The sequence below is a fragment of the Neisseria benedictiae genome, from assembly GCF_958267435.1.
In the GTDB taxonomy this organism is placed as follows: domain Bacteria; phylum Pseudomonadota; class Gammaproteobacteria; order Burkholderiales; family Neisseriaceae; genus Neisseria; species Neisseria bergeri.
Genome location: NZ_CATQFV010000027.1, coordinates 204,001 through 228,797, shown reverse-complemented (window position 1 = coordinate 228,797; position 24,797 = coordinate 204,001). Strand labels below are relative to the sequence as shown.

22 protein-coding genes and 1 riboswitch are annotated in these 24,797 nt (G+C 53.1%); of the genes, 13 read left to right on the top strand and 9 right to left on the bottom strand.

Going from position 1 to position 24,797, the window contains the following annotated elements; genetic code table 11:
* Positions 1-65: 65 nt before the first annotated feature.
* Genes Q3O12_RS03310 through pilM form a run of 5 tightly spaced genes read right to left on the bottom strand, consistent with a single transcriptional unit; the run spans position 66 to position 5,204 of the window.
* Complete coding sequence (locus Q3O12_RS03310; RefSeq protein ID WP_301669298.1) at positions 66-2,243, bottom strand: type IV pilus secretin PilQ; 2,178 nt, start codon at positions 2,241-2,243, stop codon at positions 66-68.
* Between the two features lie 17 nt (positions 2,244-2,260).
* On the bottom strand, positions 2,261-2,806 hold the full coding sequence (locus tag Q3O12_RS03305) for a pilus assembly protein PilP (RefSeq protein WP_107819764.1): 546 nt from the start codon (positions 2,804-2,806) through the stop codon (positions 2,261-2,263).
* Between the two features lie 17 nt (positions 2,807-2,823).
* Positions 2,824-3,486: a type IV pilus inner membrane component PilO gene (locus Q3O12_RS03300; RefSeq protein WP_301669297.1), complete on the bottom strand. Its 663-nt coding sequence runs from the start codon at positions 3,484-3,486 to the stop codon at positions 2,824-2,826.
* Positions 3,487-4,086, bottom strand: coding sequence for a PilN domain-containing protein (locus Q3O12_RS03295; RefSeq protein WP_301669296.1), 600 nt, complete (start codon positions 4,084-4,086; stop codon positions 3,487-3,489).
* 2 nt (positions 4,087-4,088) lie between these two features.
* A complete protein-coding gene (gene pilM, locus Q3O12_RS03290; RefSeq protein ID WP_301669295.1) occupies positions 4,089-5,204 on the bottom strand; it encodes a type IV pilus biogenesis protein PilM in 1,116 nt (371 codons plus the stop codon).
* 150 nt (positions 5,205-5,354) lie between these two features.
* Here pilM and Q3O12_RS03285 point away from each other — a divergent pair, with 150 nt between their 5' ends.
* Complete coding sequence (locus Q3O12_RS03285; RefSeq protein WP_301669294.1) at positions 5,355-7,751, top strand: penicillin-binding protein 1A; 2,397 nt, start codon at positions 5,355-5,357, stop codon at positions 7,749-7,751.
* A gap of 120 nt (positions 7,752-7,871) precedes the next feature.
* Here Q3O12_RS03285 and yihA read toward each other — a convergent pair whose 3' ends face one another.
* Positions 7,872-8,501, bottom strand: a complete 630-nt coding sequence (yihA, locus tag Q3O12_RS03280; protein WP_301669293.1) for a ribosome biogenesis GTP-binding protein YihA/YsxC — start codon at positions 8,499-8,501, stop codon at positions 7,872-7,874.
* Between the two features lie 205 nt (positions 8,502-8,706).
* Here yihA and Q3O12_RS03275 point away from each other — a divergent pair, with 205 nt between their 5' ends.
* The 4 genes from Q3O12_RS03275 (at position 8,707) to tsaD (ending at position 13,919) form a co-directional block, all read left to right on the top strand.
* Positions 8,707-9,330: a c-type cytochrome gene (locus Q3O12_RS03275; RefSeq protein WP_301669292.1), complete on the top strand. Its 624-nt coding sequence runs from the start codon at positions 8,707-8,709 to the stop codon at positions 9,328-9,330.
* A 276-nt stretch (positions 9,331-9,606) separates the two neighbouring features.
* On the top strand, positions 9,607-11,559 hold the full coding sequence (locus Q3O12_RS03270) for a cytochrome c biogenesis protein ResB (protein WP_301669341.1): 1,953 nt from the start codon (positions 9,607-9,609) through the stop codon (positions 11,557-11,559).
* Positions 11,552-12,739: a c-type cytochrome biogenesis protein CcsB gene (ccsB, locus tag Q3O12_RS03265; protein WP_301669291.1), complete on the top strand. Its 1,188-nt coding sequence runs from the start codon at positions 11,552-11,554 to the stop codon at positions 12,737-12,739. The genes Q3O12_RS03270 and ccsB overlap by 8 nt, the downstream gene beginning before the upstream one ends.
* Before the next feature lie 115 nt (positions 12,740-12,854).
* On the top strand, positions 12,855-13,919 hold the full coding sequence (gene tsaD, locus Q3O12_RS03260; RefSeq protein ID WP_301669290.1) for a tRNA (adenosine(37)-N6)-threonylcarbamoyltransferase complex transferase subunit TsaD: 1,065 nt from the start codon (positions 12,855-12,857) through the stop codon (positions 13,917-13,919).
* Positions 13,920-13,962: 43 nt separating this feature from the next.
* Here tsaD and Q3O12_RS03255 read toward each other — a convergent pair whose 3' ends face one another.
* Positions 13,963-14,814, bottom strand: coding sequence for a lysophospholipid acyltransferase family protein (locus tag Q3O12_RS03255; RefSeq protein ID WP_301669289.1), 852 nt, complete (start codon positions 14,812-14,814; stop codon positions 13,963-13,965).
* A gap of 101 nt (positions 14,815-14,915) precedes the next feature.
* A riboswitch (SAM-I-IV-variant riboswitch) is annotated at positions 14,916-15,026 on the top strand.
* 173 nt (positions 15,027-15,199) lie between these two features.
* On the opposite strand from Q3O12_RS03255, the gene metK reads away from it, so the two are divergent.
* A complete protein-coding gene (metK, locus tag Q3O12_RS03250; protein ID WP_301669288.1) occupies positions 15,200-16,369 on the top strand; it encodes a methionine adenosyltransferase in 1,170 nt (389 codons plus the stop codon).
* A 91-nt stretch (positions 16,370-16,460) separates the two neighbouring features.
* Here the strand turns inward: metK and Q3O12_RS03245 are convergent, their stop codons facing one another.
* Complete coding sequence (locus Q3O12_RS03245) at positions 16,461-16,907, bottom strand: Rrf2 family transcriptional regulator (RefSeq protein WP_301669287.1); 447 nt, start codon at positions 16,905-16,907, stop codon at positions 16,461-16,463.
* A 173-nt stretch (positions 16,908-17,080) separates the two neighbouring features.
* Between Q3O12_RS03245 and Q3O12_RS03240 the strand changes: the two genes are divergently transcribed.
* Positions 17,081-17,449, top strand: coding sequence for a hypothetical protein (locus tag Q3O12_RS03240; RefSeq protein WP_025457980.1), 369 nt, complete (start codon positions 17,081-17,083; stop codon positions 17,447-17,449).
* Positions 17,450-17,493: 44 nt separating this feature from the next.
* Complete coding sequence (locus Q3O12_RS03235) at positions 17,494-18,648, top strand: NnrS family protein (RefSeq protein WP_301669286.1); 1,155 nt, start codon at positions 17,494-17,496, stop codon at positions 18,646-18,648.
* 63 nt (positions 18,649-18,711) lie between these two features.
* Here Q3O12_RS03235 and Q3O12_RS03230 read toward each other — a convergent pair whose 3' ends face one another.
* The gene (locus Q3O12_RS03230; protein ID WP_301669285.1) at positions 18,712-19,584 is read right to left on the bottom strand and encodes a prephenate dehydrogenase; all 873 of its coding nucleotides are present in this window, start codon (positions 19,582-19,584) and stop codon (positions 18,712-18,714) included.
* 83 nt (positions 19,585-19,667) lie between these two features.
* On the opposite strand from Q3O12_RS03230, the gene Q3O12_RS03225 reads away from it, so the two are divergent.
* The 5 genes from Q3O12_RS03225 to recO all read left to right on the top strand — a co-directional run bounded on the left by Q3O12_RS03225 (position 19,668) and on the right by recO (position 24,737).
* Positions 19,668-20,480, top strand: coding sequence for a carbon-nitrogen hydrolase family protein (locus Q3O12_RS03225; protein WP_301669284.1), 813 nt, complete (start codon positions 19,668-19,670; stop codon positions 20,478-20,480).
* Positions 20,481-20,573: 93 nt separating this feature from the next.
* Complete coding sequence (locus tag Q3O12_RS03220) at positions 20,574-21,449, top strand: DMT family transporter (protein ID WP_301669282.1); 876 nt, start codon at positions 20,574-20,576, stop codon at positions 21,447-21,449.
* Between the two features lie 115 nt (positions 21,450-21,564).
* Positions 21,565-22,794 carry a multidrug effflux MFS transporter gene (locus Q3O12_RS03215; protein WP_308447782.1) on the top strand — a complete coding sequence of 410 codons (1,230 nt, stop codon included), beginning with the start codon at positions 21,565-21,567 and terminating at the stop codon, positions 22,792-22,794.
* A 38-nt stretch (positions 22,795-22,832) separates the two neighbouring features.
* A complete protein-coding gene (gene pheA, locus Q3O12_RS03210) occupies positions 22,833-23,960 on the top strand; it encodes a prephenate dehydratase (protein WP_301669281.1) in 1,128 nt (375 codons plus the stop codon).
* A gap of 36 nt (positions 23,961-23,996) precedes the next feature.
* The gene (gene recO, locus Q3O12_RS03205) at positions 23,997-24,737 is read left to right on the top strand and encodes a DNA repair protein RecO (RefSeq protein ID WP_003676684.1); all 741 of its coding nucleotides are present in this window, start codon (positions 23,997-23,999) and stop codon (positions 24,735-24,737) included.
* Positions 24,738-24,797 lie beyond the last annotated feature (60 nt).

Genomic DNA, 24,797 nt, shown 5'->3' with positions numbered 1-24,797 from the left:
GACGGGTGTTGGATTTTAGATAAAAAAAGGCATATGCCGTAAACATATGCCCTTATTTTGCCGCATCAATAGCGCAGGCTGTTGCCGGCCGTATCCATAATCCTCGGGGTAATGAAAATCAGCAGTTCGCGGCGGTTGGTGCTTTTCCCGCGTGTTTTAAAGAGGTTGCCGATAACGGGGATGTCGCCCAACAGGGGGACTTTGGTCAGCGTATTGCCGTTCTCTTCTTCATAAATGCCGCCTACAATCAACGTGCCGCCGTTTTCAACCATAGCCTGCGTATTCAGGTTTTTGGTTTGGATACACTTGGTCGTTTCATCTTTCACAGTACAGTCGACAGGTGTGTCTTTATTGATTTTGACGGTCATAATGATTTGCCCGTCGGGCGTGATGTTCGGCGTAACGGTTAATCCCAAGACAGCTTTTTTGAAGGTTGTGGTCGTGCTGCTGCTGCCGCCCGAACTTGAAGTGTCTTGGAAGGGGATTTCCGTACCGGATTCGATTTTGGCTTCTTTCCGGTTTTGGGTCAGTACGCGCGGATTGGCAAGCGTTTTGGTTTTTGAAAGCGACTCGGATGCGGACAATTCCAAATTCAACGCGCCGGAGGAAATCGCGCGCACCAGTGAAATGCTGTTTGCGGCAGCGGCAACCGGCAGGTTGATGCTGGTTTGGGCAGACCATTTGCCGTCGCCGCCTTCAAAACCCGAGTTCACACCCCAGCCGAATGCGTGGTCTGCATCTTTCAGTTTTTTCTTGCCTGTCGCGCCGAACTTAACGCCCAAATCGCGCGAGAAGCCGTCTGCCGCTTCGACGATACGCGCCTCAATCATCACTTGTTGCGCGGGCACGTCCAATTCGTCAATCAGTTTGCGGAATTTTTCGATGACGCTGCGGGTGTCGGTAACAATCAGGGTGTTGGTGGCGGGATCGATCAGCACGCTGCCCCTGCCGCTGATAAGCGTGTTGCGGTTTCCGGTGGTGTCGGCATTGTCCAAACGCAGGATGCTGCGGAATTCTTCCACATTTTTGTATTTCAACTGGAAGTTTTGGGAATACAGCGCACCCAGATCGGCAATGTCTTTTTCTGCCTGCAAGAGGGCTTTGTCTTTGGCAAGCAGTTCGTCGCGGGGCGCGATGTTGACGATGTTCCCTTGCTGGCGCATATCGAGGTTGCGCGCCTGCATAACCAAATCCAAAGCCTGATCCCAAGGTACGTCTTTGAGGGAGAGGGTCATTTTGCCGTTGACGGAATCGCTGGCAACAATGTTCATCCCGGATTCTTTTGCCAAAATCTGCAGGATGGTGCGGACTTCGACATCTTGGAAGTCAAGGGAGATTTTCCGACCTTTGAAGGTTTTGGGCGCATTGTTCACGCCGCCCGACTCGAGGTTTTGTTTTTTCGGCAGGACTTGGAAGGTAAAGTATCCGGGCGCGGCGGATTTGTTGACGAGTTCCCAGTTGCCGGCTGTTGTGATAATCAGCTGGGTGTCGTTATTGAAGCGTTTCAGCGTAACCTTTTGAACCGGTGTTTTGAAGTCTGCCACATCCAAACTGCGTTGGAGCGCGGTCGGCAGGGTATGGTTTTTCAGCGTAACGATGATGTGGTCGCGCTGTTGGCTGATGTCGGGCTGCCCGGCAAAGCCCAATGCCGCCAATTCGATAATGCCGGCATTTTTGCCGTCTTTGCGGAAATCGATATTGGTTTGTTTTGCCTGTACAGCCGCCGTTTGTTGTGTTGCGGGGCTGAATGGGGCGGATACGGATACTACGGACTCGGTAAACGGTGCGGCAGCCTGTTGTTTTGCCGGTGCGGCAGGCGCGGCTTTTACGGCGGGGCGGGTGGGGGCGGATGTGGTATCGTCTGATTCGTTGATGAGAATCCAAACTTCATTTCCGCGTACTTCGGTATTGTATTGGCCCGGTTTGTTCAGATTCAGAACCAGACGCGCACGGCTGCTGTTTTGTGCGGCACTGATTTTGCTCAACAGAGGGTCGGCATATTCGAGTACCTGTTGATCCATGGAAATGCCGGTTTGTTCAAAGTCCAAGGCGATGCGGGCCGGTGAGGAGGTTATGAAGCCGGTCGGGTTGACAACTTCTTTGTCAAAGCTGACTTTGACGATTTTCTGTTTGTTGGGCAGGGAGGAGACTTTGATGTCTGTAATGTTTCCTGCCGATGCCGTCTGAAAGGCGGCGGTTGCGACAAACAGGCCGGAAATGATTTTTGTCAGTTTGGTATTCATATGGATTAATCCCCTTCTTAATTTTGTTCTGCGGCGGGTGCTGCCGCTTGTTCGGTGTTTTTGTCGGAAGCGTTCAGAGGCAGTTCCGCCCTGCGGGAAACCCAGTTGCCCGTACCGTCTTCGATTAATTCGTTCAAAACGATGCTGTCGTCGGTAATGCTTTGGATTTTACCGTAATTTTGCCCCAAATAGTTGCCGATGCCGACTGTGTAGACATAACCGTCGGCTTCAACGAAGCCGGATACTTTCTGACCGGACTTCACAATGCCGACATAGCGTATGTTTTCCAAGCTGAATTTTTCTAGCGTTTCTTTAATACGCTTGGTGTCGGGGGCGTTCCCCCCTTTTTTGGCAGCTTCCATTCGGTGGAAATCGAAAGCGTTGGGTCCTGTCGTCTGAGGGGGGCTGTATACCGGCGCGACCGGCAGGGTCGGAGCTTGGAAAGGTATGATTCCTGCTTTGGCTTCCTGCTGTGTCTGAGCCATCCACCCGTTCAGGTCTTCAGCATCTTGGGAACAGGCGGATAGGGCGGCAAGGCTGATGAATAAGGCGTAATATTTCATGGTTTCCCTAACATAAGTTATTTTTGTTCGGCATTTTGTGCCGCTTCTGCAGCCTGCTGTTGTGCGGCAAGTTCTTCTATGGATTTTGCCTTATAGGTAGTGGCAATGGCGCTGAGGTTCAGGATGTTGCTTTTGCCGTCCGCCCCCCCTCCGTTTTCGGAGGATTGGGTAATTTTGAGCGATTCAAGGGTGATAATCCGCGAAAGGCTGCCGACATCGCGCGTGAACTGGCTGATTTGATTGTAGTTTCCGGTAATGGAAATGGAATAGGGCAGCCTTTGTATCGGGCCGTCGTCAACAGGCGGCTGCGGTATGACGCTGTCCAAGCGCAGGCCGTTGCTCGAACCCGCCTGATGAAGCTCTTGAACCAGATTGGGAATTTCGGAATCGGTCGGAAGCTGTTTCAGCATAATGTTGAAGGCGGATCGGATGGCGGCAAGCTCTTCTTTCAGGTTGTCCAAACTGGCCGCGTCGATACTTTTCTGTTTGTAGGTGTTTTTCAGTTCGGTTTCTTTTGCTTCATATTCCTCAAGGGATTCCATCTGGCTTTTGAACAATCCGGCATAACCGCCGCCCAGTATGGCGGCAACGACCAGCAGGGCGATAAAAAGCCTGGCAGGAAGGTTGAGCAGGTGAAGGTTGTTGAAATCCAAGTTGTTTTTAGATGATTTAGAAGCCATTCAGTTTGCCTCCTGTGCATTTCCCGAAGCCGGATTCTCTTTGGATTCGGCCGCCTTTATGATAGGTTGTAATGTTGCCTGAAGGGTAAATTCTTGATACGAATTGTTTTTCTTGATGCTTAACAATTCGGGTTGCTTGAATATGCCGGTATTGGGCATCGCCCTCATCATGGCGGCAACGCGGTTGTCGCTGGATGTTCTGCCGTTGAGCCGGTAAGAGTCGGCGGTAACTGCATCCAGCGAGGTCAGGTAGGTGCTTTCGGGGACAGCCTCATTCAGGCTGTCGAGGATTTTTGCGGCTTGGAGGCGTTTGAGCTGGAGTTCCTCGATTTTGTTTTTCTTAATCAGGAAGGCATCTTTTTCCTGTTTGAGCTTTTGTATTTCCGACAGCTCGGTATCCAAGTGTGCGATGGAGGTTTCCAGCAGCGTGTTTCTTTCCGACTGGTTATTGATCATGTTGTCGATAAACAGGTAGGTTGCCGCAACGGCGGCAACGCCCGTCAGCACGGCGCCGTACATCAGCATTTTAAACTGCTGCTGTTTGCGCTTGTTCATCTCTTCCCTGTAGGGGAGGAGGTTGATTTTGATTAAATTGTTCATAATTATAATCCCCGTACCGCCAAACCGAACGCCCTGGTCAGTGTCGGCGCATCAAGTTCGAATTGTTGTTTGTCTGTTTTGAGGTCGTCCGCAAAATAACGCGCGGGATGGACGCATTGTACATCCGCATTGGTTTGAGAGGCGACGGTTTGGGCGATGCCTTCCTGGCGCACCGCTTCCCCCGTCAGCAGGATATGCTTGATGTCGGTCATATCGTCTGCGGTCTGCGTGGTGTAATAAAACTGCAAGACCCTTTGTATTTCTTGGGTAATCTGCTGGTTGAAATGGTCTGCCACTCTTTCTTGGTAATCGGAAGGTTTTTGCGGGGAGTTGATGATTTCTTCCGCTTTTTCTTCTGTCACCTGATAGGTGCGCTGGATGAGTTGGTTGAGCTGTTCTTCGCTGACGGAGGGTTCCTGTTTGTATAGGATTTTTCCGTCTTGGATGACCAAGGCGTAGGTTTGTGCGGCATATACGCCGAAAATGGCGACTTTTTCGGCTGCAAGTTCGGGGGCGAAATGGTTTATCCACAGCGCGTAGGCGTTGTATTGCCCGAAAATGTCCACATCAAGCGCGGATAATTTCATACCGGCGGCGTTGAATGCGTCAATCAGGGGTTCGATTTCATCCTTTCTCGATGCAACGGCCAAAACAGCTTCGCCGGCGGCCGATTGGGACAAGACCTGATAGTCGTAATTGGCTTCTTCGAGCGATATCGAGCTGACTTCGGAGATGGAGGACTCCACGAACCCCTGCAGATCCAATTCCGCATCTTTGGCCGTGTAGGTCAATTGTTCGATGGTTGTCAGATTTTGCGGGACGGATGCGATGATGTTTTTGCACGAAGCACCCAGTTCGGCATAGGCTTGTTGCAAATATGTAACAAGTTGATCGTAATTTTGAACTTTGTTGCCTTGGACAATATTTTTCGGCAGTTTGACAATAATGTATTTTTCCAATTGGATTTGGTTTAAACTACGTCCTGACAATTGGACCATTTTGATGGAATGTTGGTCGATGTCGACGCCGATTGCCGTGCGGTTATTGAGCCCTGAGGATTTCTTTTGGGGCTTGGCATCTGTTTTTTTAGGGTTTTTCAAGCTGTTAAACAAGCGCATGATGAAGTTCCTACTTTATTTGTACAGTGAGTAACCGTTTCGGTATCCGTAATGGATTTCTTGTTTTTTACACGTTGAAACTGTGCTTTGTAGAAATCGGCTGCTATTTTACTTTATTTAATACCGATAATGGTAAATTATCATTCAGCTATGATTAAAAAGATTATAACTACCTGTTTTGGTTTGGTTTTGGGATTATGTGTATTTGGAGTGGGGCTGGTTGCCATTGCTATTTTGGTAACGTATCCGAAACTGCCGTCTTTGGATTCTTTGCAGCATTACCAGCCTAAAATGCCGTTGACTATTTATTCGGCGGATGGAGAAGTCATCGGTATGTATGGGGAGCAGCGGCGCGAATTTACAAAAATCGGCGATTTCCCCGAGGTGTTGCGGAATGCGGTTATCGCCGCCGAGGACAAACGCTTTTACCGGCATTGGGGGGTGGATGTTTGGGGTGTTGCCCGCGCTGCCGTCGGCAATGTCGTGTCCGGCAGCGTGCAGTCGGGTGCGAGTACGATTACACAGCAGGTGGCGAAAAATTTTTATTTGAGCAGTGAAAAAACGTTCACACGCAAATTCAATGAGGCGTTGCTTGCCTATAAAATCGAGCAGTCTTTAAGCAAAGACAAAATCCTCGAGTTGTATTTCAATCAGATTTACCTCGGTCAGCGCGCCTATGGTTTTGCATCTGCCGCGCAAATCTATTTTAATAAGAATGTCCAAGATTTGACTTTGGCGGAAGCCGCCATGCTTGCGGGACTGCCCAAGGCTCCGTCCGCCTATAATCCGATTGTTAATCCGGAACGTGCCAAGTTGCGCCAGAAGTATATTTTGAACAATATGCTCGAGGAGAAGATGATTACCGTGCAACAGCGCGATCAGGCGTTGAATGAGGAGCTGCATTACGAGCGGTTTGTTCAGAAAATCGATCAGAGTGCTTTATATGTGGCGGAGATGGTGCGTCAGGAACTGTATGAGAAATACGGTGAAGATGCCTATACGCAGGGTTTTAAGGTTTATACCACGGTCCGCACCGATCATCAGAAGGTGGCAACCGAAGCATTGCGCAAGGCTCTACGGAATTTCGATCGCGGCAGCAGCTACCGCGGTGCGGAAAACTATATCGATTTGAGTAAGAGTGAAGATGTCGAGGAGACTGTCAGCCAGTATCTGTCGGGACTCTATACCGTCGATAAAATGGTTCCCGCCGTTGTGTTGGATGTTACTAAAAAGAAAAATATCGTCATACAGCTGCCCGGCGGCAGGCGGGTTACGCTTGACAGGCGCGCCTTGGGTTTTGCGACCCGCGCGGTCGATAATGAGAAAATGGGTGAGGACCGTATCCGCAGGGGTGCGGTCATCCGTGTCAAAAACAATGGCGGGCGTTGGGCGGTGGTTCAAGAGCCGCTCCTGCAAGGTGCTTTGGTTTCGCTGGATGCAAAAACCGGGGCGGTGCGCGCGCTGGTCGGCGGTTATGATTTTCACAGCAAAACATTCAACCGTGCCGTTCAGGCAATGCGGCAGCCGGGTTCGACCTTTAAGCCGTTTGTCTATTCGGCGGCATTATCTAAGGGGATGACCGCGTCCACAATGGTTAACGATGCGCCGATTTCCCTGCCGGGGAAAGGGCCGAACGGTTCGGTTTGGACACCTAAAAATTCAGACGGCAGATATTCGGGATATATCACTTTAAGGCAGGCTCTGACGGCTTCCAAAAATATGGTTTCCATCCGTATTTTGATGTCTATCGGTGTCGGTTACGCGCAACAGTATATCCGGCGTTTCGGCTTCAAACCGTCCGAGCTGCCTGTCAGCCTGTCTATGGCTTTAGGTACGGGCGAGACGACACCGTTGAGGATAGCGGAGGCATATAGCGTATTTGCGAACGGCGGATATAGGGTTTCTTCGCACGTGATCGATAAGATTTATGACAGAGACGGCAGGTTGCGTGCCCAAATGCAACCTTTGGTGGCCGGGCAAAATGCGCCTCAGGCAATCGATCCGCGCAATGCCTATATTATGTATAAGATTATGCAGGATGTGGTCCGTGTCGGTACGGCAAGGGGGGCAGCTGCGTTGGGAAGAACGGATATTGCCGGTAAAACGGGTACGACCAATGACAATAAGGATGCGTGGTTTGTCGGGTTTAACCCTGATGTGGTTACTGCCGTATATATCGGCTTCGACAAACCTAAGAGTATGGGGCGTGCCGGCTACGGCGGTACGATTGCGGTGCCGGTTTGGGTGGACTATATGCGTTTTGCGTTGAAAGGAAAGCAGGGCAAAGGGATGAAAATGCCTGAGGGTGTGGTCAGCAGCAATGGCGAATACTATATGAAAGAACGTATGGTAACCGATCCAGGCTTGATGCTGGACAACAGCGGTATTGCGCCGCAACCTTCCCGACGGGCAAGAGAAGATGATGAAGCGGCAGTAGAAAAAGAACAGCAGGGAAGGTCTGACGAAACGCGTCAGGATGTACAGGAAACGCCGGCGCTTCCGAGCAATACGGATTCCAAACAGCAGCAGTTGGATTCTCTGTTTTAAAGACTCCGCGAAATGCCATCTGAAAAGTCTTTCAGACGGCATTTTAGATTTGGCAGTGGCAATTTTTTAAATGTTTGCGGTCGGTCAAGTGGGGGAAATACGGTTTCCGTATAATTGGGGTCAGTCTTCCTCTGGAGAGGAAGCGGCGACATCTACTGCGTCAAACCAGTTTCCGACAGTTCGGTTGACTTCGTCAATACCTTGTTTTTTCAGGCTGGAAAACAGCTGTACGCTGATGTTTTGCCTGTCGGAATAAGGTTTGAGCAGTTTTTTGACTTGGGACAGGGTTTTTATCTGTTCGTTTTTGGATAATTTGTCGGCTTTTGACAGCAGGATGTGAACCGGCCTGCCGGTTGTGTGGAAAAAGTCCAGCATACGGATGTCGAGTTCTTTTAAAGGATGGCGGGCATCCATAATCAGAATCAGACCGATAAGCTGTTTCCGATGGCGGAGGTAGTCGCCGAGCAGATTGACCCAATGTGCGCGTACCGCTTCGGGGACTTGGGCATAACCGTAGCCGGGCAAATCGACCATAAAATTGCCGTTTTGCAGCTCGAAAAAGTTGATATGCTGCGTCCGTCCCGGTGTTTTTGAAACGTAGGCAAGACGGACATGGTTGGTCAGGGTATTGATGGCACTGGATTTTCCGGCATTGCTCCTGCCGACAAAGGCAATTTCGAGCGATGTGTCCGGCAGGTCTTTGAGATGGTTTACCGTCGTGAAGAATTTGGCGTTTTGAAAAAGGTTCATGGGCATATCCTTGTTTTTCCGCCGCCGTTTGTCCGACAGCAAAATATGCGGTTGGTTTTATGTGAAACACAGTAGTAATTTAATGTAAATTTAGTATAGAATATCACGTTTGCAGAATCATCGGTTTTAATCGGGTCAAAAATCCCGTATTTGAATATAAAAAGAGCATTGTTGCGTTATCCAATGCTGTAATCAGGAGCACTCCATGAAACGATTGACTTTATTGGCCTTTGTTTTGGCTGCCGGTGCGGTTTCCGCATCTCCCAAAGCGGACGTGGAAAAAGGCAAACAGGTTGCCGCAACGGTTTGTGCGGCTTGCCATGCAGCAGACGGTAACAGCGGCATTGCGATGTATCCGCGTTTGGCGGCACAGCATACTGCTTACATCTATCATCAAACCATCGGCATCCGTGACGGCAAACGCACCCACGGTTCGGCAGCTGTGATGAAACCGATGGTAATGAATTTGAGCGATCAGGATATTTTGAACGTATCCGCGTTCTATGCCAAACAGCAGCCGAAATCGGGCGAGACGAATCCGAAAGAAAATCCCGAATTGGGTGCGAAAATCTATCGCGGCGGCTTGGCGGATAAAAAAGTGCCGGCGTGTATGTCCTGCCACGGTCCGAGCGGTGCGGGTATGCCGGGCGGCGGAAGCGAGATTCAGGCTTATCCGCGTTTGGGCGGCCAGCATCAGGCATATATTGTCGAACAGATGAATGCCTACAAGTCCGGTCAGCGCAAAAATGCCATTATGGCGGATATTGCAAACCGTATGTCTGAAGAAGATTTGAAAGCGGTTGCCAACTTTATCCAAGGTTTGCGTTAATTCCGCAATAGTCTGTTTTAGAGGCCGTCTGAAAAGTTTTCAGACGGCTTCAGACAATTCTGCGATAAGTTTTTTCAATCGCAACCGTTGGAATCGATGCAGGCTGTCTTCATTGTCTTGAAATAAAAAGCATCAAGACAGTAGAATCGGGGCGTTGTTTTCTGTTTGCCCAATTCTGCTTTCCCATATTCCTGATGGCGGAATAAACACACAATGAGTAAATCCCGTATATCTCCCCCACTTCTTTCCCGTCCGTGGTTCGCTTTTTTCAGCTCCATGCGCTTTGCGGTCGCCTTGCTCAGTCTGCTGGGTATTGCATCGGTTATCGGTACGGTGTTGCAGCAAAACCAGCCGCAGACGGATTATTTGGTCAAATTCGGACCGTTTTGGGCGCAGATTTTTGGTTTTCTGGGACTGTATGATGTCTATGCTTCGGCATGGTTCGTTGTCATTATGCTCTTTTTGGTCATCTCGACCAGTTTGTGCCTGATTCGCAATGTGCCGCCGTTCTGGCGCGAAATGAAGTCTTTCCGGGAAAAGGTCAGGGAGAAATCTTTGGCGGCAATGCGCCATTCCGTGCTGATGGATGTGAAAATCGCGCCCGAAGTTGCCAAACGTTATCTGGAGGTGCAGGGTTTCAAGGTAAAGGCCGTCCATCGTGAGGACGGGTCGGTTCTGATTGCCGGCAAAAAAGGCACGATGAACAAATGGGGCTATATCTTTGCCCATGTTGCTTTGATTGTCATTTGTTTGGGCGGGCTGATAGACAGTAACCTGCTGTTGAAGCTGGGTATGCTGGCCGGTCGGATTGTTCCGGACAATCAGGCGGTTTATGCCAAGGATTTCAAGCCCGAAAGTATTTTGGGTGCGTCCAATCTCTCATTTAGGGGCAACGTCAATATTTCCGAGGGGCAAAGTGCGGATGTGGTTTTCCTGAATGCCGACAACGGGATGTTGGTTCAGGACTTGCCTTTTGAAGTCAAACTGAAAAAATTCCATATCGATTTTTACAATACGGGTATGCCGCGCGATTTTGCCAGTGATATTGAAGTAACGGACAAGGCAACCGGTGAGAAACTCGAGCGGACCATCCGCGTGAACCATCCTTTGACTTTGCACGGCATCACGATTTATCAGGCGAGTTTTGCCGACGGCGGTTCGGATTTGACATTCAAGGCGTGGAATTTGGGTGATGCTTCGCGCGAGCCTGTCGTGTTGAAGGCAACATCTATGCGGCAGTTTCCGTTGGATATCGGCAGGCATAAATACCGTCTTGAATTTGATCAGTTCACTTCTATGAATGTGGAGGACATGAGCGAGGGTACGGAACGGGAAAAAAGTCTGAAATCCACGCTGAACGATGTCCGCGCCGTTACTCAGGAAGGTAAAAAATACACTAATATCGGCCCTTCCATCGTGTACCGCATCCGTGATGTGGCAGGGCAGGCGGTCGAATATAAAAACTATATGCTGCCGGTTTTGCAGGAACAGGATTATTTTTGGATTACCGGCACGCGCAGCGGTTTGCAGCAGCAATACCGCTGGCTGCGTATCCCCTTGGATAAGCAGTTGAAAGCGGACACCTTTATGGCATTGCGTGAGTTTTTGAAAGATGGGGAAGGGCGCAAACGTCTGGTTGCCGACGCAACCAAAGACGCACCTGCCGAAATCCGCGAACAATTCATGCTGGCGGCGGAAAACACGCTGAACATCTTTGCACAAAAAGGCTATTTGGGGTTGGACGAATTTATTACGTCCAATATCCCGAAAGAGCAGCAGGATAAGATGCAGGGCTATTTCTACGAAATGCTTTACGGCGTGATGAACGCCGCTTTGGATGAAACCATACGCCGGTACGGATTGCCGGAATGGCAGCAGGATGAAGCGCGGAACCGTTTCCTGCTGCACAGTATGGATGCCTATACGGGGCTGACGGAATATCCCGCCCCTATGCTGCTGCAACTTGACGGGTTTTCGGAAGTGCGTTCCTCAGGTTTGCAGATGACCCGCTCGCCTGGTTCGCTTTTGGTCTATCTTGGTTCGGTATTGTTGGTTTTAGGTACGGTATTCATGTTTTATGTTCGGGAAAAGCGTGCATGGATATTGTTTTCAGACGGCAAAATCCGTTTTGCCATGTCTTCTGCCCGCAGCGAACGGGATTTGCAGAAGGAATTTCCAAAACACGTCGAGAGTCTGCAACGGCTCGGCAAGGACTTGAATCATGACTGAACACTATAAAACCCTTCCGGAACACGAGCTGCTAGTTCGAAAGTCTTTTATCCGTAATTTGAATATCTGGGATTGGGTGTTTGCCGCGCTGGTTTTTTCGGGTACGGTTTTCGTACAGACCCGTTCCGGTATGCATATGGACATTTACGAAACGGTCATGTTGTGGGCGAGTGCCGGTATTGCCATGTTTTTGGGTTGGTTTTTCAAACCGATGCGCTGGTTTGTGCCACTGTGCATATTGCTTGCTTATACCGCCGTCGGTTTGTACGGAGGCGACATCAAATCGGCAGAAGGCTTTTTGCTGCGGTATTTCCTCAGCAGCCAATCGGCGATCATGTGGCAGTGTGCTTTTGTCTTCTTCGCCCTGTTCGCCTATATTTCGGGCGCGGTTTTGGCAAGCGTAAAAAATGTGCCGACCAACACGCTGTTGGGTATGGGAACCGTGTTTGCATGGGTGTCTGCCGTAGCTGGCTTTACCGGTCTGCTGGTGCGCTGGCACGAAAGCTACCTGCTCCGTCCCGATGCTGGGCATATCCCCGTGTCCAACCTTTATGAAGTCTTCATCCTGTTTCTGGTGATTACCGCGCTGATGTATCTGTATTACGAGGGCAAATTCGCCGTGCAGAAATTGGGCGGCTTCGTGTTCGGCTTTATGGCGGTTGTCGTCGGCTTTGTGTTGTGGTACAGCGTGTCGCGTGAGGCGCATACCATCCAGCCGCTGATTCCCGCGCTCCAGTCTTGGTGGATGAAAATCCACGTTCCGGCAAACTTTATCGGTTACGGCGCGTTCTGTATTTCCGCGATGCTCGGTATTGCCGAACTGGTTTCCCTGAGTGCGGAAGAAAAAGGCGGAAAACTGTGGCTGCCGCCGTCGGCATTGATCGACGAGGTGATGTATAAGGCGATTGCCGTCGGCTTTCTGTTCTTTACCATTGCCACCATTTTGGGTGCGCTGTGGGCGGCGGATGCTTGGGGACGCTATTGGAGTTGGGATCCGAAAGAGACGTGGGCGTTCATCGTCTGGCTCAATTACGCCGTTTGGCTGCATTTGCGGCTGGTGGCAGGTTGGCGCGGCAAAGTGCTGGCGTGGTGGGCGATTATCGGTTTGTTCGTAACCGCATTTGCCTTTATCGGCGTGAATATGTTTTTGAGCGGGCTGCATTCTTACGGAACGCTTTGAATCAGGCAGAACATGCCGTCTGAAGGGCTTCAGACGGCATGTTCCGTTTTTGGGATACGGCAGTCGTGCCGAAATCCGCTAAAATACGTTTTTCAGTTTTTAACGGCATCAGACCATGTTGGTATTAGGAATCGAATCTTCTTGCGACGAAACAGGCGTTGCGCTTTACGATACGGAACGAGGATTGCGGGCGCATTGCCTGCACACTCAAATGGCAATGCACGCCGAATACGGCGGGGTTGTGCCGGAATTGGCAAGCCGCGACCATATCCGCCGCCTTGTTCCGTTGACTGAAGGCTGTTTGGCGCAGGCGGGCGCATCGTATGGCGACATTGACGCGGTTGCCTTTACGCAGGGGCCCGGTTTGGGCGGCGCGCTGCTGGCGGGTTCGAGCTATGCCAACGCGCTGGCTTTGGCATTGGACAAGCCTGTCATTCCCGTCCATCATTTGGAAGGACATCTGCTGTCGCCGCTGTTGGCGGATGAAAAACCCGACTTTCCTTTTGTCGCGCTGTTGGTTTCGGGCGGGCATACGCAGATTATGGCGGTCAGGGGCATAGGCGACTACGAGCTTTTGGGCGAGAGCGTCGATGATGCGGCGGGCGAGGCATTCGATAAAACGGCAAAATTGCTCGGATTGCCGTATCCGGGCGGCGCAAAGCTTTCCGAACTTGCTAAATCGGGTAGTACCGATGCCTTTATTTTCCCACGCCCGATGATTCATTCCGACGATTTGCAGATGAGCTTTTCGGGATTGAAAACCGCCGTATTGACCGCCGTCGAGAAAGTGCGCACGGAAAACGGGGCGGATGACATTCCCGAGCAGACACGCAACGACATCTGCCGTGCGTTTCAAGATGCGGTAGTAGAAGTGTTGGAGGCAAAAGTGAAAAAAGCCCTGTTGCAGACAGGGTTCAGAACCGTAGTGGTCGCCGGCGGAGTCGGTGCAAACCGCAAACTCCGCGAAACTTTCGGCAACATGACGGTGCAAATCCCGACCCCCAAAGGCAAGCCGAAACATCCGTCCGAAAAAGTCAGCGTGTTTTTCCCGCTGATGGCATACTGCACGGACAACGGTGCCATGATTGCCTTTGCAGGCGCGATGCATTTGAAAACGGGTAGGGAAGCCGGTGCATTTAATGTACGCCCGCGCTGGCCATTGTCCGAAATCGTCAAATGACAAAATGCCGTCTGAAATCGTTCAGACGGCATTTTTATTTTCGTTACGGTGCTTTATAGCGGTTGTACATGAACAGATACTGCGTCGGAAAACGGCGTATCCAATATTCGGTATTGCGGTTGAACACGGCGGCATCATGGGCTTTGTCGCCGTTCAATTCCCCTTGGACGGGGCGGATGTGCAACACGAAGCCTTGTCCGTCGGGTAGGCGTTCGCAGCAGAAAAACAGGGTTTTCACGCCTTTGACGTGTGCCAATTTTGCCGCCAGCGTCATCGTATAGGCAGGTTTGCCGAAAAAATCTACCCACACGCCGTCGCCGCCTTCCTGAGGCGAAGGGACGTGGTCGGGCAGGATGATGGTTGCCTCGCCCGCACGCAGGGCCTTGATGATTTGTTTGACCCCTTGTATGTTGGTAGGCGCGGTTTTTCCTTTGCCGCGAACCCTGCCTGCATGCATGATTTTGTCTATCGCTTTGATTTTCGGAGGTTTGTACATGGCGGTCAGTGGGGACGGAAGCTGCTGGCTGATGTAGCGTCCGCCCAAATCGTAGCTGCCGATGTGCGGCGTGATGAACAGCAGCCCTTCGCCCTTGTCCAAAGCCTGCTGCACGTGTTCCCAGCCATGTACCGCTTTGAACATTGTTTCGATGTCTTCCGGTTTTTTGAAAAACGCGGGGGCGAGTTCCAAACCGCATTTTGCCGTTTCCGCAAAAACGGCTTTGACCGTCTGCGTGTCGTGGTTCAAACCCGCCTGACGCATATTGGCAATAATGCGTGCCCGGTCTTCTTTACGCAGGTAAAACGCCAGATGCCCGAGGAAAACGCCCAGTTTGTGCAGTGAGGGCAGGGGCAGCAGGGAAAGGGATTTGAGCAGGGCGGTCAATAAGGTGTACATAGCAGGGGGTGAAAGGGGGAAACAGCCCGAATTGTAAACGAAAGATGCCGTCTGAAAAAGGGAACGGCTTGCGGCGGAAAGGCTTTTCTGCTAACATCGCCCGCTTGCATTAAGAGTTGGGAATTCCATGCCAACCTGCTTTTCAAACGGAAAGGTAAGGTGGACGGTTGAAAAACCGATGTGGTCCGCAAGGGCAATCCAAACCCGCTTAATGCGGGAATTTTTTTGCCTGTAAGAAACGCGCAACAGGATTCCGAAACAGCAGACAAGTGCGAATGTTTCTCACTTGTATAGAGAAAAAGCGGAGTTTTTGTTATGATTTCCGCTGTCCGAAATAAAAGGCCGTCTGAAAACACAGCAGCCTGTTTTTAATGAAAGAATAGCAATGAGCGAATATCTGTTTACTTCCGAATCGGTTTCCGAAGGCCATCCGGATAAAGTTGCCGATCAAGTATCCGATGCGATTTTGGATGCCATCTTGGCGCAAGACCCCAAAGCGCGTGTCGCGGCGGAAACCTTGGTCAACACAGGCTTGTGCGTATTGGCGGGCGAAATCACCACCACCGCCCAAGTGGACTACATCAAAGTCGCACGTGAAACCATCAAACGCATCGGCTACAACTCCTCCGAGCTGGGCTTTGACGCCAACGGCTGCGCGGTCGGCGTGTACTACGACCAACAATCTCCGGACATTGCCCAAGGCGTAAACGAAGGCGAAGGCATCGACTTGAACCAAGGCGCAGGCGACCAAGGCTTGATGTTCGGCTATGCCTGCGACGAAACCCCGACCCTGATGCCGTTTGCCATCTATTACAGCCACCGCCTGATGCAGCGTCAAAGCGAATTGCGCAAAGACGGCCGTCTGCCGTGGTTGCGCCCTGACGCAAAAGCCCAACTGACCGTGGTTTACGACAGCGAAACCGGTAAGGTAAAACGCATTGATACCGTCGTCCTCTCTACGCAACACGATCCGTCCATCGCTTACGAAGAGCTGAAGAACGCCGTCATCGAGCAGATTATCAAGCCCGTTTTGCCGCCCGAACTGCTGACCGACGAAACCAAATACCTGATCAACCCGACCGGCCGCTTCGTCATCGGCGGCCCGCAAGGCGACTGCGGTTTGACCGGCCGTAAAATCATCGTTGATACCTATGGCGGTGCGGCTCCGCACGGCGGCGGCGCGTTCTCCGGCAAAGACCCGTCCAAAGTGGACCGTTCCGCCGCCTACGCCTGCCGTTATGTTGCGAAAAACATCGTTGCCGCAGGCTTGGCAACCCAATGCCAAATCCAAGTTTCCTACGCCATCGGCGTTGCCGAACCGACTTCGATTTCCATCGATACTTTCGGCACCGGCAAAATCAGCGAAGAAAAACTGATTGCCTTAGTTCGCGAACATTTCGACCTGCGCCCCAAAGGTATCGTCCAAATGCTCGACCTCTTGCGCCCGATTTACGGAAAATCCGCCGCTTATGGACATTTCGGCCGCGAAGAACCTGAGTTCACTTGGGAACGCACCGACAAAGCTGCTGCATTGAAAGCAGCCGCGGGGCTGTAATTTGGTCTGAATAAAGAAATGCCGTCTGAAACCGAACCGCCTCCGGAGGCGGTTTGTGTTTCAGACGGCATTTTTGCAGCCTTTTGCAGCCTTAATGTTGCGTTACAATCGGAATTCTCGGTTCGTAGAGCAGGTCGTAGGTCGGCTTGTTGAGCAGGTCTTGGAGCGTGAAACCGTCCAGATACGTGAAAAACGACTTCATTGCACCGCCGAGTATGCCCGTCAGCCGGCAGGACGGTGTAATCAGGCATTCATTGTTCGGTCCCATGCACTCGACCAGCTGCATCGGTTCGAGGTGACGGACAACCGAGCCGATGTTGATGCGGTCGGGCGGTGCGGCAAGCCGCAGGCCGCCGCCTTTTCCGCGCACGCTGTGGAGGAAGCCGCCTTTGACCAGCGCGGTAACGACCTTCATCAGATGGCTTTTGGAAATGCCGTAGGTTACGGCGATGGTACTGATGTTGACCAGCGCATCGTCGTTGATGGCAGTGTAGATGAGGACGCGCAGCCCGTAGTCCGTATGTTGTGTCAAATACATGATTTTCTCGGTATGGATCGTTATTCTTATCGGTACGGTTTAAGTTTCACGGAAAATACCTTAATGGTTGAAACCCTGTCCGTCGGGGCGGTAGAATGCAGCCTGTCTGCGGCGGTATGCCGTCTGAAACATCCGCGCTACTGTTTGATAATTTGTTATTGTAACCTAAATTTATGAAACCGTTGAAACGACATTCCGCCCTTGTCGGGCTTTCGCGCGAACACCACCACTCGCTTTCCCTGTGCGTGCGTCTGTTGCGGACGCCTGGGGCAGACCATCGTGCCGAACTCGAGCTGCATTTTGCCGAACTGGAAATCCATTTCTGTGAAGAAGAAACCATGTTTGCCCCAATTTGGCAAAATATCGCGCTTGAGTTGAAAACCCGTTTTGAAGGCGATCACGCCAAACTGCGGCAGATGATGGCAAGCCCCGAATACGGTAACGCGGCGTGGAATATCGCTTTTGCCACAACCCTGCGCGACCACGCGCGCTTTGAAGAACGCGAGCTGTTTCCCGCCGTCGAACCGTTTTTGCCGGCATGATTCCGTTTTGCGGCAAATATATTAATGATAAACAAGGAACACACATGAAATTTACCAAGCACCCCGTCTGGGCAATGGCGTTCCGCCCGTTTTATTCGCTGGCGGCACTGTACGGCGCATTGTCCGTATTGCTGTGGGGTTTCGGCTACACGGGAACGCACGAGCTGTCCGGTTTCTATTGGCACGCGCATGAGATGATTTGGGGTTATGCCGGTCTCGTCGTCATCGCCTTCCTGCTGACCGCCGTCGCCACTTGGACGGGGCAGCCGCCTACGAGGGGCGGCGTTCTGGTCGGGTTGACCGCCTTTTGGTTGGCTGCGCGGATTGCCGTCTTTATCCCGGGTTGGGGTGCGGCGGCAAGCGGCATACTCGGTACGCTGTTTTTCTGGTACGGCGCGGTGTGCATGGCTTTGCCCGTTATCCGTTCGCAGAATCAACGCAATTATGTTGCCGTGTTCGCGCTGTTCGTCTTGGGCGGTACGCACGCGGCGTTCCACGTCCAGTTGCACAACGGCAATTTCGAGGGGCTGTTGGGCGGTTTGCAGTCGGGGCTGATTATGGTGTCGGGCTTTATCGGTCTGATCGGGATGCGGATTATTTCGTTTTTTACGTCCAAACGTTTGAACGTGCCGCAGATTCCCAGTCCGAAATGGGTGGCGCAGGCTTCGCTGTGGCTGCCTATGTTGACCGCCATGCTGATGGCGCACGGCGCGCTACCTTGGCTGTCTGCCGTTTTCGCGTTTGCGGCAGGTGTGATTTTTACCGTACAGGTGTACCGCTGGTGGTATAAACCCGTATTGAAAGAGCCGATGCTGTGGATTCTGTTTGCCGGTTATCTGTTTACCGGATTGGGGCTGATTGCGGTCGGCGCGTCTTATTTCAAACCCGCTTTCCTCAATTTGGGCGTGCACCTGATCGGCGTGGGTGGTATCGGCGTGTTGACTTTGGGCATGATGGCGCGTACCGCGCTCGGTCATACGGGCAATCCCATTTATCCGCCGCCTAAATCCGTTCCGGTCGCATTTTGGCTGATGATGGCGGCAACCGCCGTCCGCATGGTTGCCGTATTTTCTTCCGGTACCGCCTATACGCACAGTATACGCACATCTTCGGTTTTGTTTGCCATCGCGCTTTTGGTGTATGCGTGGAAGTATATTCCTTGGCTGATCCGTCCGCGTTCCGACGGCAGGCCCGGTTGAGTAAAACCGCCGCAGATTCCCGGTCTGCGGCGGTTTCGGTTTGGGCGCGATGCCATCTGAACATCAATTCTCATCAGACCAGCCGTCGCGCGTGGCTTTGGCTTCTTCAAAATAGCGGTACAGGGAGGGGCGGTCCCGGTTAAGCAGGATGGTTTCCAAAGTGTCCAACTGCCTGCCCAAGCCCCGAATCAGCTCCAACAGGTTGTCCCTGTTGGCAAGGCAGATGTCCGCCCACACGGCAGGGTGGCTGGAGGCGGTGCGGGTAAAGTCCTGAAAGCCCGTGGCGGCAAATTTCAGATACGCCTTTCCGTCGGGGTGGTCGAAAAGCTGGTGGACATAGGCGAAGGCGGCAAGGTGGGGCATATGGGAGACGGCGGCAAAAACCGCATCGTGTTTTTGCGCGTCCATCGTATAAATTTCGGCCCCGACGGCGCGCCATAGGTTTTCTATCAATGAGATGCCGTCTGAATCTTCGCCGCCGTGTGGTGTGATGATGAGTTTTCTATTTTGGAACAGGCCGTACTGCGCCGAATCTGCCCCGCTTCGGTCGGAACCGGCAATCGGGTGGGCGGCAATACAGCGGTGAATGCTGTCGGGCAGGCAGCGTCGGAAAGCCTCGATAACGGAGATTTTGGTGCTGCCGACATCGGAAATCCAAGCGTGGGCGGGTAAAACGGGTGCAAGCGCGGTTAAGATGCCGGAGACGGAGGCAACGGGCGTGGCGATAACAATCAAATCCGCATCGGCGATGCTGTTTTTATCGATGACGACGGAAGCCCGGTCAATCACGCCGCGTTCCAGCGCACGTTGCAGGTTGTCGTGGTCGGTGTCGATGCCGGTAACGGTGCGGACGAGTCCCTGTCTTTTGAGGTCGAGAACGAACGAACCGCCGATCAGCCCGACGCCGATGAGGGCAATATGGTTCAAAATGGGCATTTGTGTAAAGATTTTCGTCAACTGCCGTTATGGTAGCGTATCGGCGGAATATGCCGCAAGGTCGGCAGGAAAAAGGAGAAGAAATGGACAAAATCAGAGTTGCTGCCGTGCAGATGGTTTCGGGATTGTCGCCGGAAACCAACGTCGCCGCCATGAAACGCCTGGTCGCACGGGCGGCGGAGCAGGGTGCGGATTGGGTGCTGCTGCCCGAATATTGGGTGCTGATGGGCGCAAACGATACCGACAAACTTGCGCTTGCTGAGCCTTTGGGCGGCGGACGCTTTCAGACGGCATTGAGTGAAACGGCGAAAGCGTGCGGCGTGGTGTTGTTTGGCGGAACCGTGCCGCTGCAAAGCAGCGAGGCGGGCAAGGTGATGAATACGATGTTGGTGTACGGACGGGACGGCGTAAGAACGGGTCTGTATCACAAAATGCACCTCTTCGGTTTTTCCGGTTTGGGCGAACGCTATGCCGAAGCCGATACCATCAGCGCGGGACGGGAGGTACCGCACTTGTCGGCAGAGGGCGTGCCGGTGGCGGCAGGTATTTGTTACGATGTCCGCTTTCCCGAATTTTTCCGCCGCCAGCTGCCGTTTGACGTATTGATGCTTCCGGCGGCATTTACCCATACGACTGGCAAGGCGCACTGGGAGCTGCTTTTGCGTACGCGTGCCGTCGAAAACCAATGTTATGTTGTGGCGGCGGCGCAGGGCGGGCTGCACGAAAACGGCAGGCGCACGTTCGGACACAGTATGATTGTCGATCCGTGGGGCGAAGTTTTGGACGTATTGCCCGAAGGAGAAGGCATCGTTACGGCAGACATCGATGCAGGCAGGCTGAACAGCGTCCGCACCCGGCTGCCTGCTTTAAAACACATGGTTTTGGATGCCGTCTGAAACCGGCAGGCGGTTTGTTTTGCCCCGCCGGTGGTGAAACTTCCCATCCACCCCTCCGCCAACAAACACCGTTTTTAAGCCGAATAAGTTGAAATGTTTTACCAAATCCTTGCCCTGATTATCTGGAGCAGCTCTTTTATTGCCGCCAAATATGCCTACGCCGTCATCGATCCGGCACTGATGGTTGGCGCGCGCCTGTTGATTGCCGCGCTTTTGGTGCTGCCCGTCTGCCGCCGGTATATCGGCAAGATTCCGCGCAGGGAATGGAAGCCCCTGCTGGCGGTATCCTTCATCACTTATGTATTTACCCTGATGCTACAGTTTATCGGACTGAAATATACGTCTGCCGCCAGCGCATCGACCATCGTCGGACTCGAGCCGCTGCTGATGGTGTTTGTCGGACACTTCTTCTTCAACGACAAAGCGCGTGCCTACCACTGGATATGCGGCGCGGCGGCATTTGCCGGTGTCGCGCTGCTGATGGCGGGCGGTGCGGAAGAGGGCGGCGAAGTCGGCTGGTTCGGCTGCCTGCTGGTGTTGTTGGCGGGCGCGGGCTTTTGTGCCGCTATGCGTCCGACGCAAAGGCTGATTGCCCGTATCGGCGCACCGGCATTCACATCTGTTTCCATTGCCGCCGCATCGCTGATGTGCCTGCCGTTTTCGCTTGCTTTGGCGCAGAGTTATACGGTGCATTGGAGCTGGCAGGGCGTGGTGTCGCTGCTGTATTTGGGCGTGGGGTGCAGCTGGTACGCCTATTGGTTGTGGAATAAAGGTACGAGCCGTGTTCCGGCAAACGTGTCGGGACTGCTGATTTCGCTCGAACCTGTCGTCGGTGTGTTGTTGGCGGTTTTGATTTTGGGCGAACATTTATCGCCCGTGTCCGCCTTGGGCGTGTTTGTCGTCATCGCCGCCACATTTGCCGCAGGCTGGCTGTCGCTCAGGGATGCGGAAAGCGGCAATGCCGTCTGAAGCGGTTTCGGGCGGCATATCCTCCGGTTTTGCCCCGCCGTCCGATATGTTAAACTTGCGCCCGTACCGACCGTCGTTTGCGACGGTTTCTTTATTTGATTTGAACGGAAAAACCATGTCTCCGACCCTTCCTCCGATGAACGAAAAACTGATGGCGGTTTTGATGGCGATGCTGGTCGCGCTGATGCCGTTTTCCATCGATGCCTACCTGCCCGCGATTCCCGAAATGGCGCAGTCGCTGAACGCGGATGTTCACCGTATCGAACAGAGCCTGAGTTTGTTTATGTTCGGCACGGCGTTCGGACAGGTGGTCGGCGGTTCGGTGTCCGACATCAAAGGGCGCAAACCCGTCGCCCTGACCGGTTTGATTGTATATTGCCTTGCCGTTGCCGCCATCGTATTTGTTTCGAGTGCCGAACAGCTCCTTAACCTGCGTGCGGTACAGGCGTTCGGCGCAGGCATGACTGTGGTCATCGTCGGCGCAATGGTGCGCGATTATTATTCCGGACGCAAAGCCGCGCAGATGTTTGCCCTTATCGGCATCATTTTGATGGTTGTGCCGCTGGTCGCACCCATGGTCGGCGCGGTATTGCAGGGCTTGGGCGGCTGGCAGGCGATTTTTGTTTTTCTGGCGGCATATTCACTGGTGTTGCTCGGTTTGGTGCAATATTTCCTACCCAAGCCCGCCGTCGGCGGCAAAATTGGCAGGGATGTGTTCGGGCTGGTGGCTGGGCGGTTCAAACGTGTTTTGAAAACACGCGCCGCCATGGGGTATCTGTTTTTCCAAGCATTCAGTTTTGGCTCGATGTTTGCTTTTTTGACCGAATCGTCCTTCGTGTACCAGCAGCTTTACCGCGTTACGCCGCATCAATACGCCTGGGCGTTTGCACTCAACATCATCACGATGATGTTTTTCAACCGTATTACCGCGTGGCGGCTCAAAACCGGCGCGCATCCGCAAAGCATCCTGCTGTGGGGGATTGTCGTTCAGTTTGCCGCCAACCTGTCCCAACTCGCCGCCGTGCTGCTTTTCGGGCTGCCCCCGTTTTGGCTGCTGGTTGCGTGCGTGATGTTTTCCGTCGGTACGCAGGGTCTGGTCGGTGCGAACACGCAGGCATGCTTTATGTCTTATTTCAAAGAAGAGGGCGGCAGCGCAAACGCCGTATTGGGTGTATTCCAATCTTTAATCGGCGCGGGGGTGGGTATGGCGGCGACCTTCTTGCACAACGGTTCGGCAACCGTGATGGCGGCAACCATGACCGCGTCCACCTCTTGCGGCATTGCGCTTCTGTGGCTCTGCTCGCATCGTGCGTGGAAAGAAAACGGGCAAAGCGAATACCTTTAACGGAAAATGCCGTCTGAAACCGTTTCAGACGGCATTTGATGTTAGAATGCACGACAAACCATCAGGCAGGCGAAACCATGTCCCAAACTATCGACGAACTCCTCCTTCCCCACCGCAACGCCATCGACACCATCGATGCGGAAATCCTGCGCCTGCTCAACGAACGCGCGCAACACGCACACGCCATCGGCGAACTGAAAGGCACGGGCGCGGTATACCGTCCGGAGCGCGAGGTTGCCGTGTTGCGCCGCATTCAGGATTTGAACAAAGGCCCGCTGCCCGACGAATCGGTAGCACGCCTGTTTCGGGAAGTGATGAGCGAGTGCCTCGCCGTCGAACGTCCGCTGACCATCGCCTATCTGGGACCGCAGGGTACGTTTACCCAACAGGCGGCGATTAAGCATTTCGGTCATGCCGCACACACTATGGCGTGTCCGACCATAGACGACTGCTTCAAACAGGTTGAAACGCGTCAGGCGGATTATCTGGTCGCCCCCGTGGAAAATTCGACCGAAGGCTCGGTCGGCCGCACGTTAGACCTGCTTGCCGTTACCGCGTTGCAGGCTTGCGGCGAAGTCGTCTTGCGCATACACCACAACCTTCTGCGTAAAAACAGCAGCAGTACCGAAGGCATCACCAAAGTATTTTCGCACGCGCAGGCGTTGGCGCAGTGCAACGACTGGCTGGGCAGACACCTTCCCAACGCCGAGAGGGTGGCGGTCTCCAGCAATGCCGAAGCTGCGCGGCTGGTTGCCGAATCGGAAGACGGTACGGTTGCTGCCATTGCCGGGCGTACTGCGGCGGAAATCTACGGACTCAGCCCCGTTGCTGAGTGCATTGAGGATGAGACGAACAACACCACGCGCTTCCTGGTTATGGGTCATCATGAAACCGGTGCCGGCGGCAGCGACAAAACCTCGCTGGTCGTTTCCGCACCCAACCGGGCAGGCGCGGTTGCCTCGCTGCTGCAACCCCTGACCGAATCAGGCATTTCCATGACCAAGTTTGAGAGCCGTCCCGGAAAGGCGGCGTTGTGGGAATACCTGTTCTTTATCGATATCGAGGGACACCGGACGGATGACAAGGTTCAGACGGCATTAAAACAGTTGGGCGGGCGCGCTTCGTTCGTCAAAATCATCGGTTCGTATCCGACTGCCGTTTTGTAGTCGCGGCAGCGTTCAGACGGCATTTCCCCAACGATTATGTCCGAATACCGAGTCAACCACGAACCCGTTTTTATGCTGGCATCTTCGCCTTGGCGAGAAAGCAGCCTGTGGGTTGAAGCATTCAGCCGCCGTTACGGGCGTGTGGCTTTGCTGGCGCGCAGCGCGCGCAAACGGCAGAGCGAGCTGCGCGGCGTATTGGTTCCGTTCGTCCCTGTCAGCGTGTCGTGGTACGGCAGTCAGGAACTCAAAACCCTTCACCGCGCCGAATGGGTCGGCGGATGGCGGCAGCCGCAGGGCAGGGCGTTGTTTGGCGGATTGTATGTGAACGAGCTGGTGTTGAAACTGACCGCGCGCGAAGATCCCATGCCTGAGTTATACGATGCATTGGCTGAAGTGATGAAGGCAGTCTGCTGCGAAGCAGACCATGTTGCCGATTTGCGCCGCTTCGAGTGGAAGCTGCTGACGGCCTTAGGCGTCGCCCCCGATTTGCATACGGACGGAGAGGGCAGGGAAATCCAGTCATCCGCCAGATACTGTATCAGACCGGAAGAAGCAGTCATGCCCGTAGGCAGGGAATGTGTTTTGCCGTCTGAAACCGTCATTATTGCCGACGGGCAGAGCCTGATTGATTTGCAGACGGGCAGTTTCGGCAGTGCGCAAAGCCTTCAGGATGCCCTGAAAATCACACGGCTGCTGACAGGCAGCCTGCTTCCTGAAGGGGTGAAGTCGAGGCAGGTGTTGGAACAGATACGGCAGTTTGACCGTCGTGCAACATAGGTGCCGACGCAGCGTACCGGTATGCTGCAAAATAAAAAATCGAAGAGGAAAGGAAACATC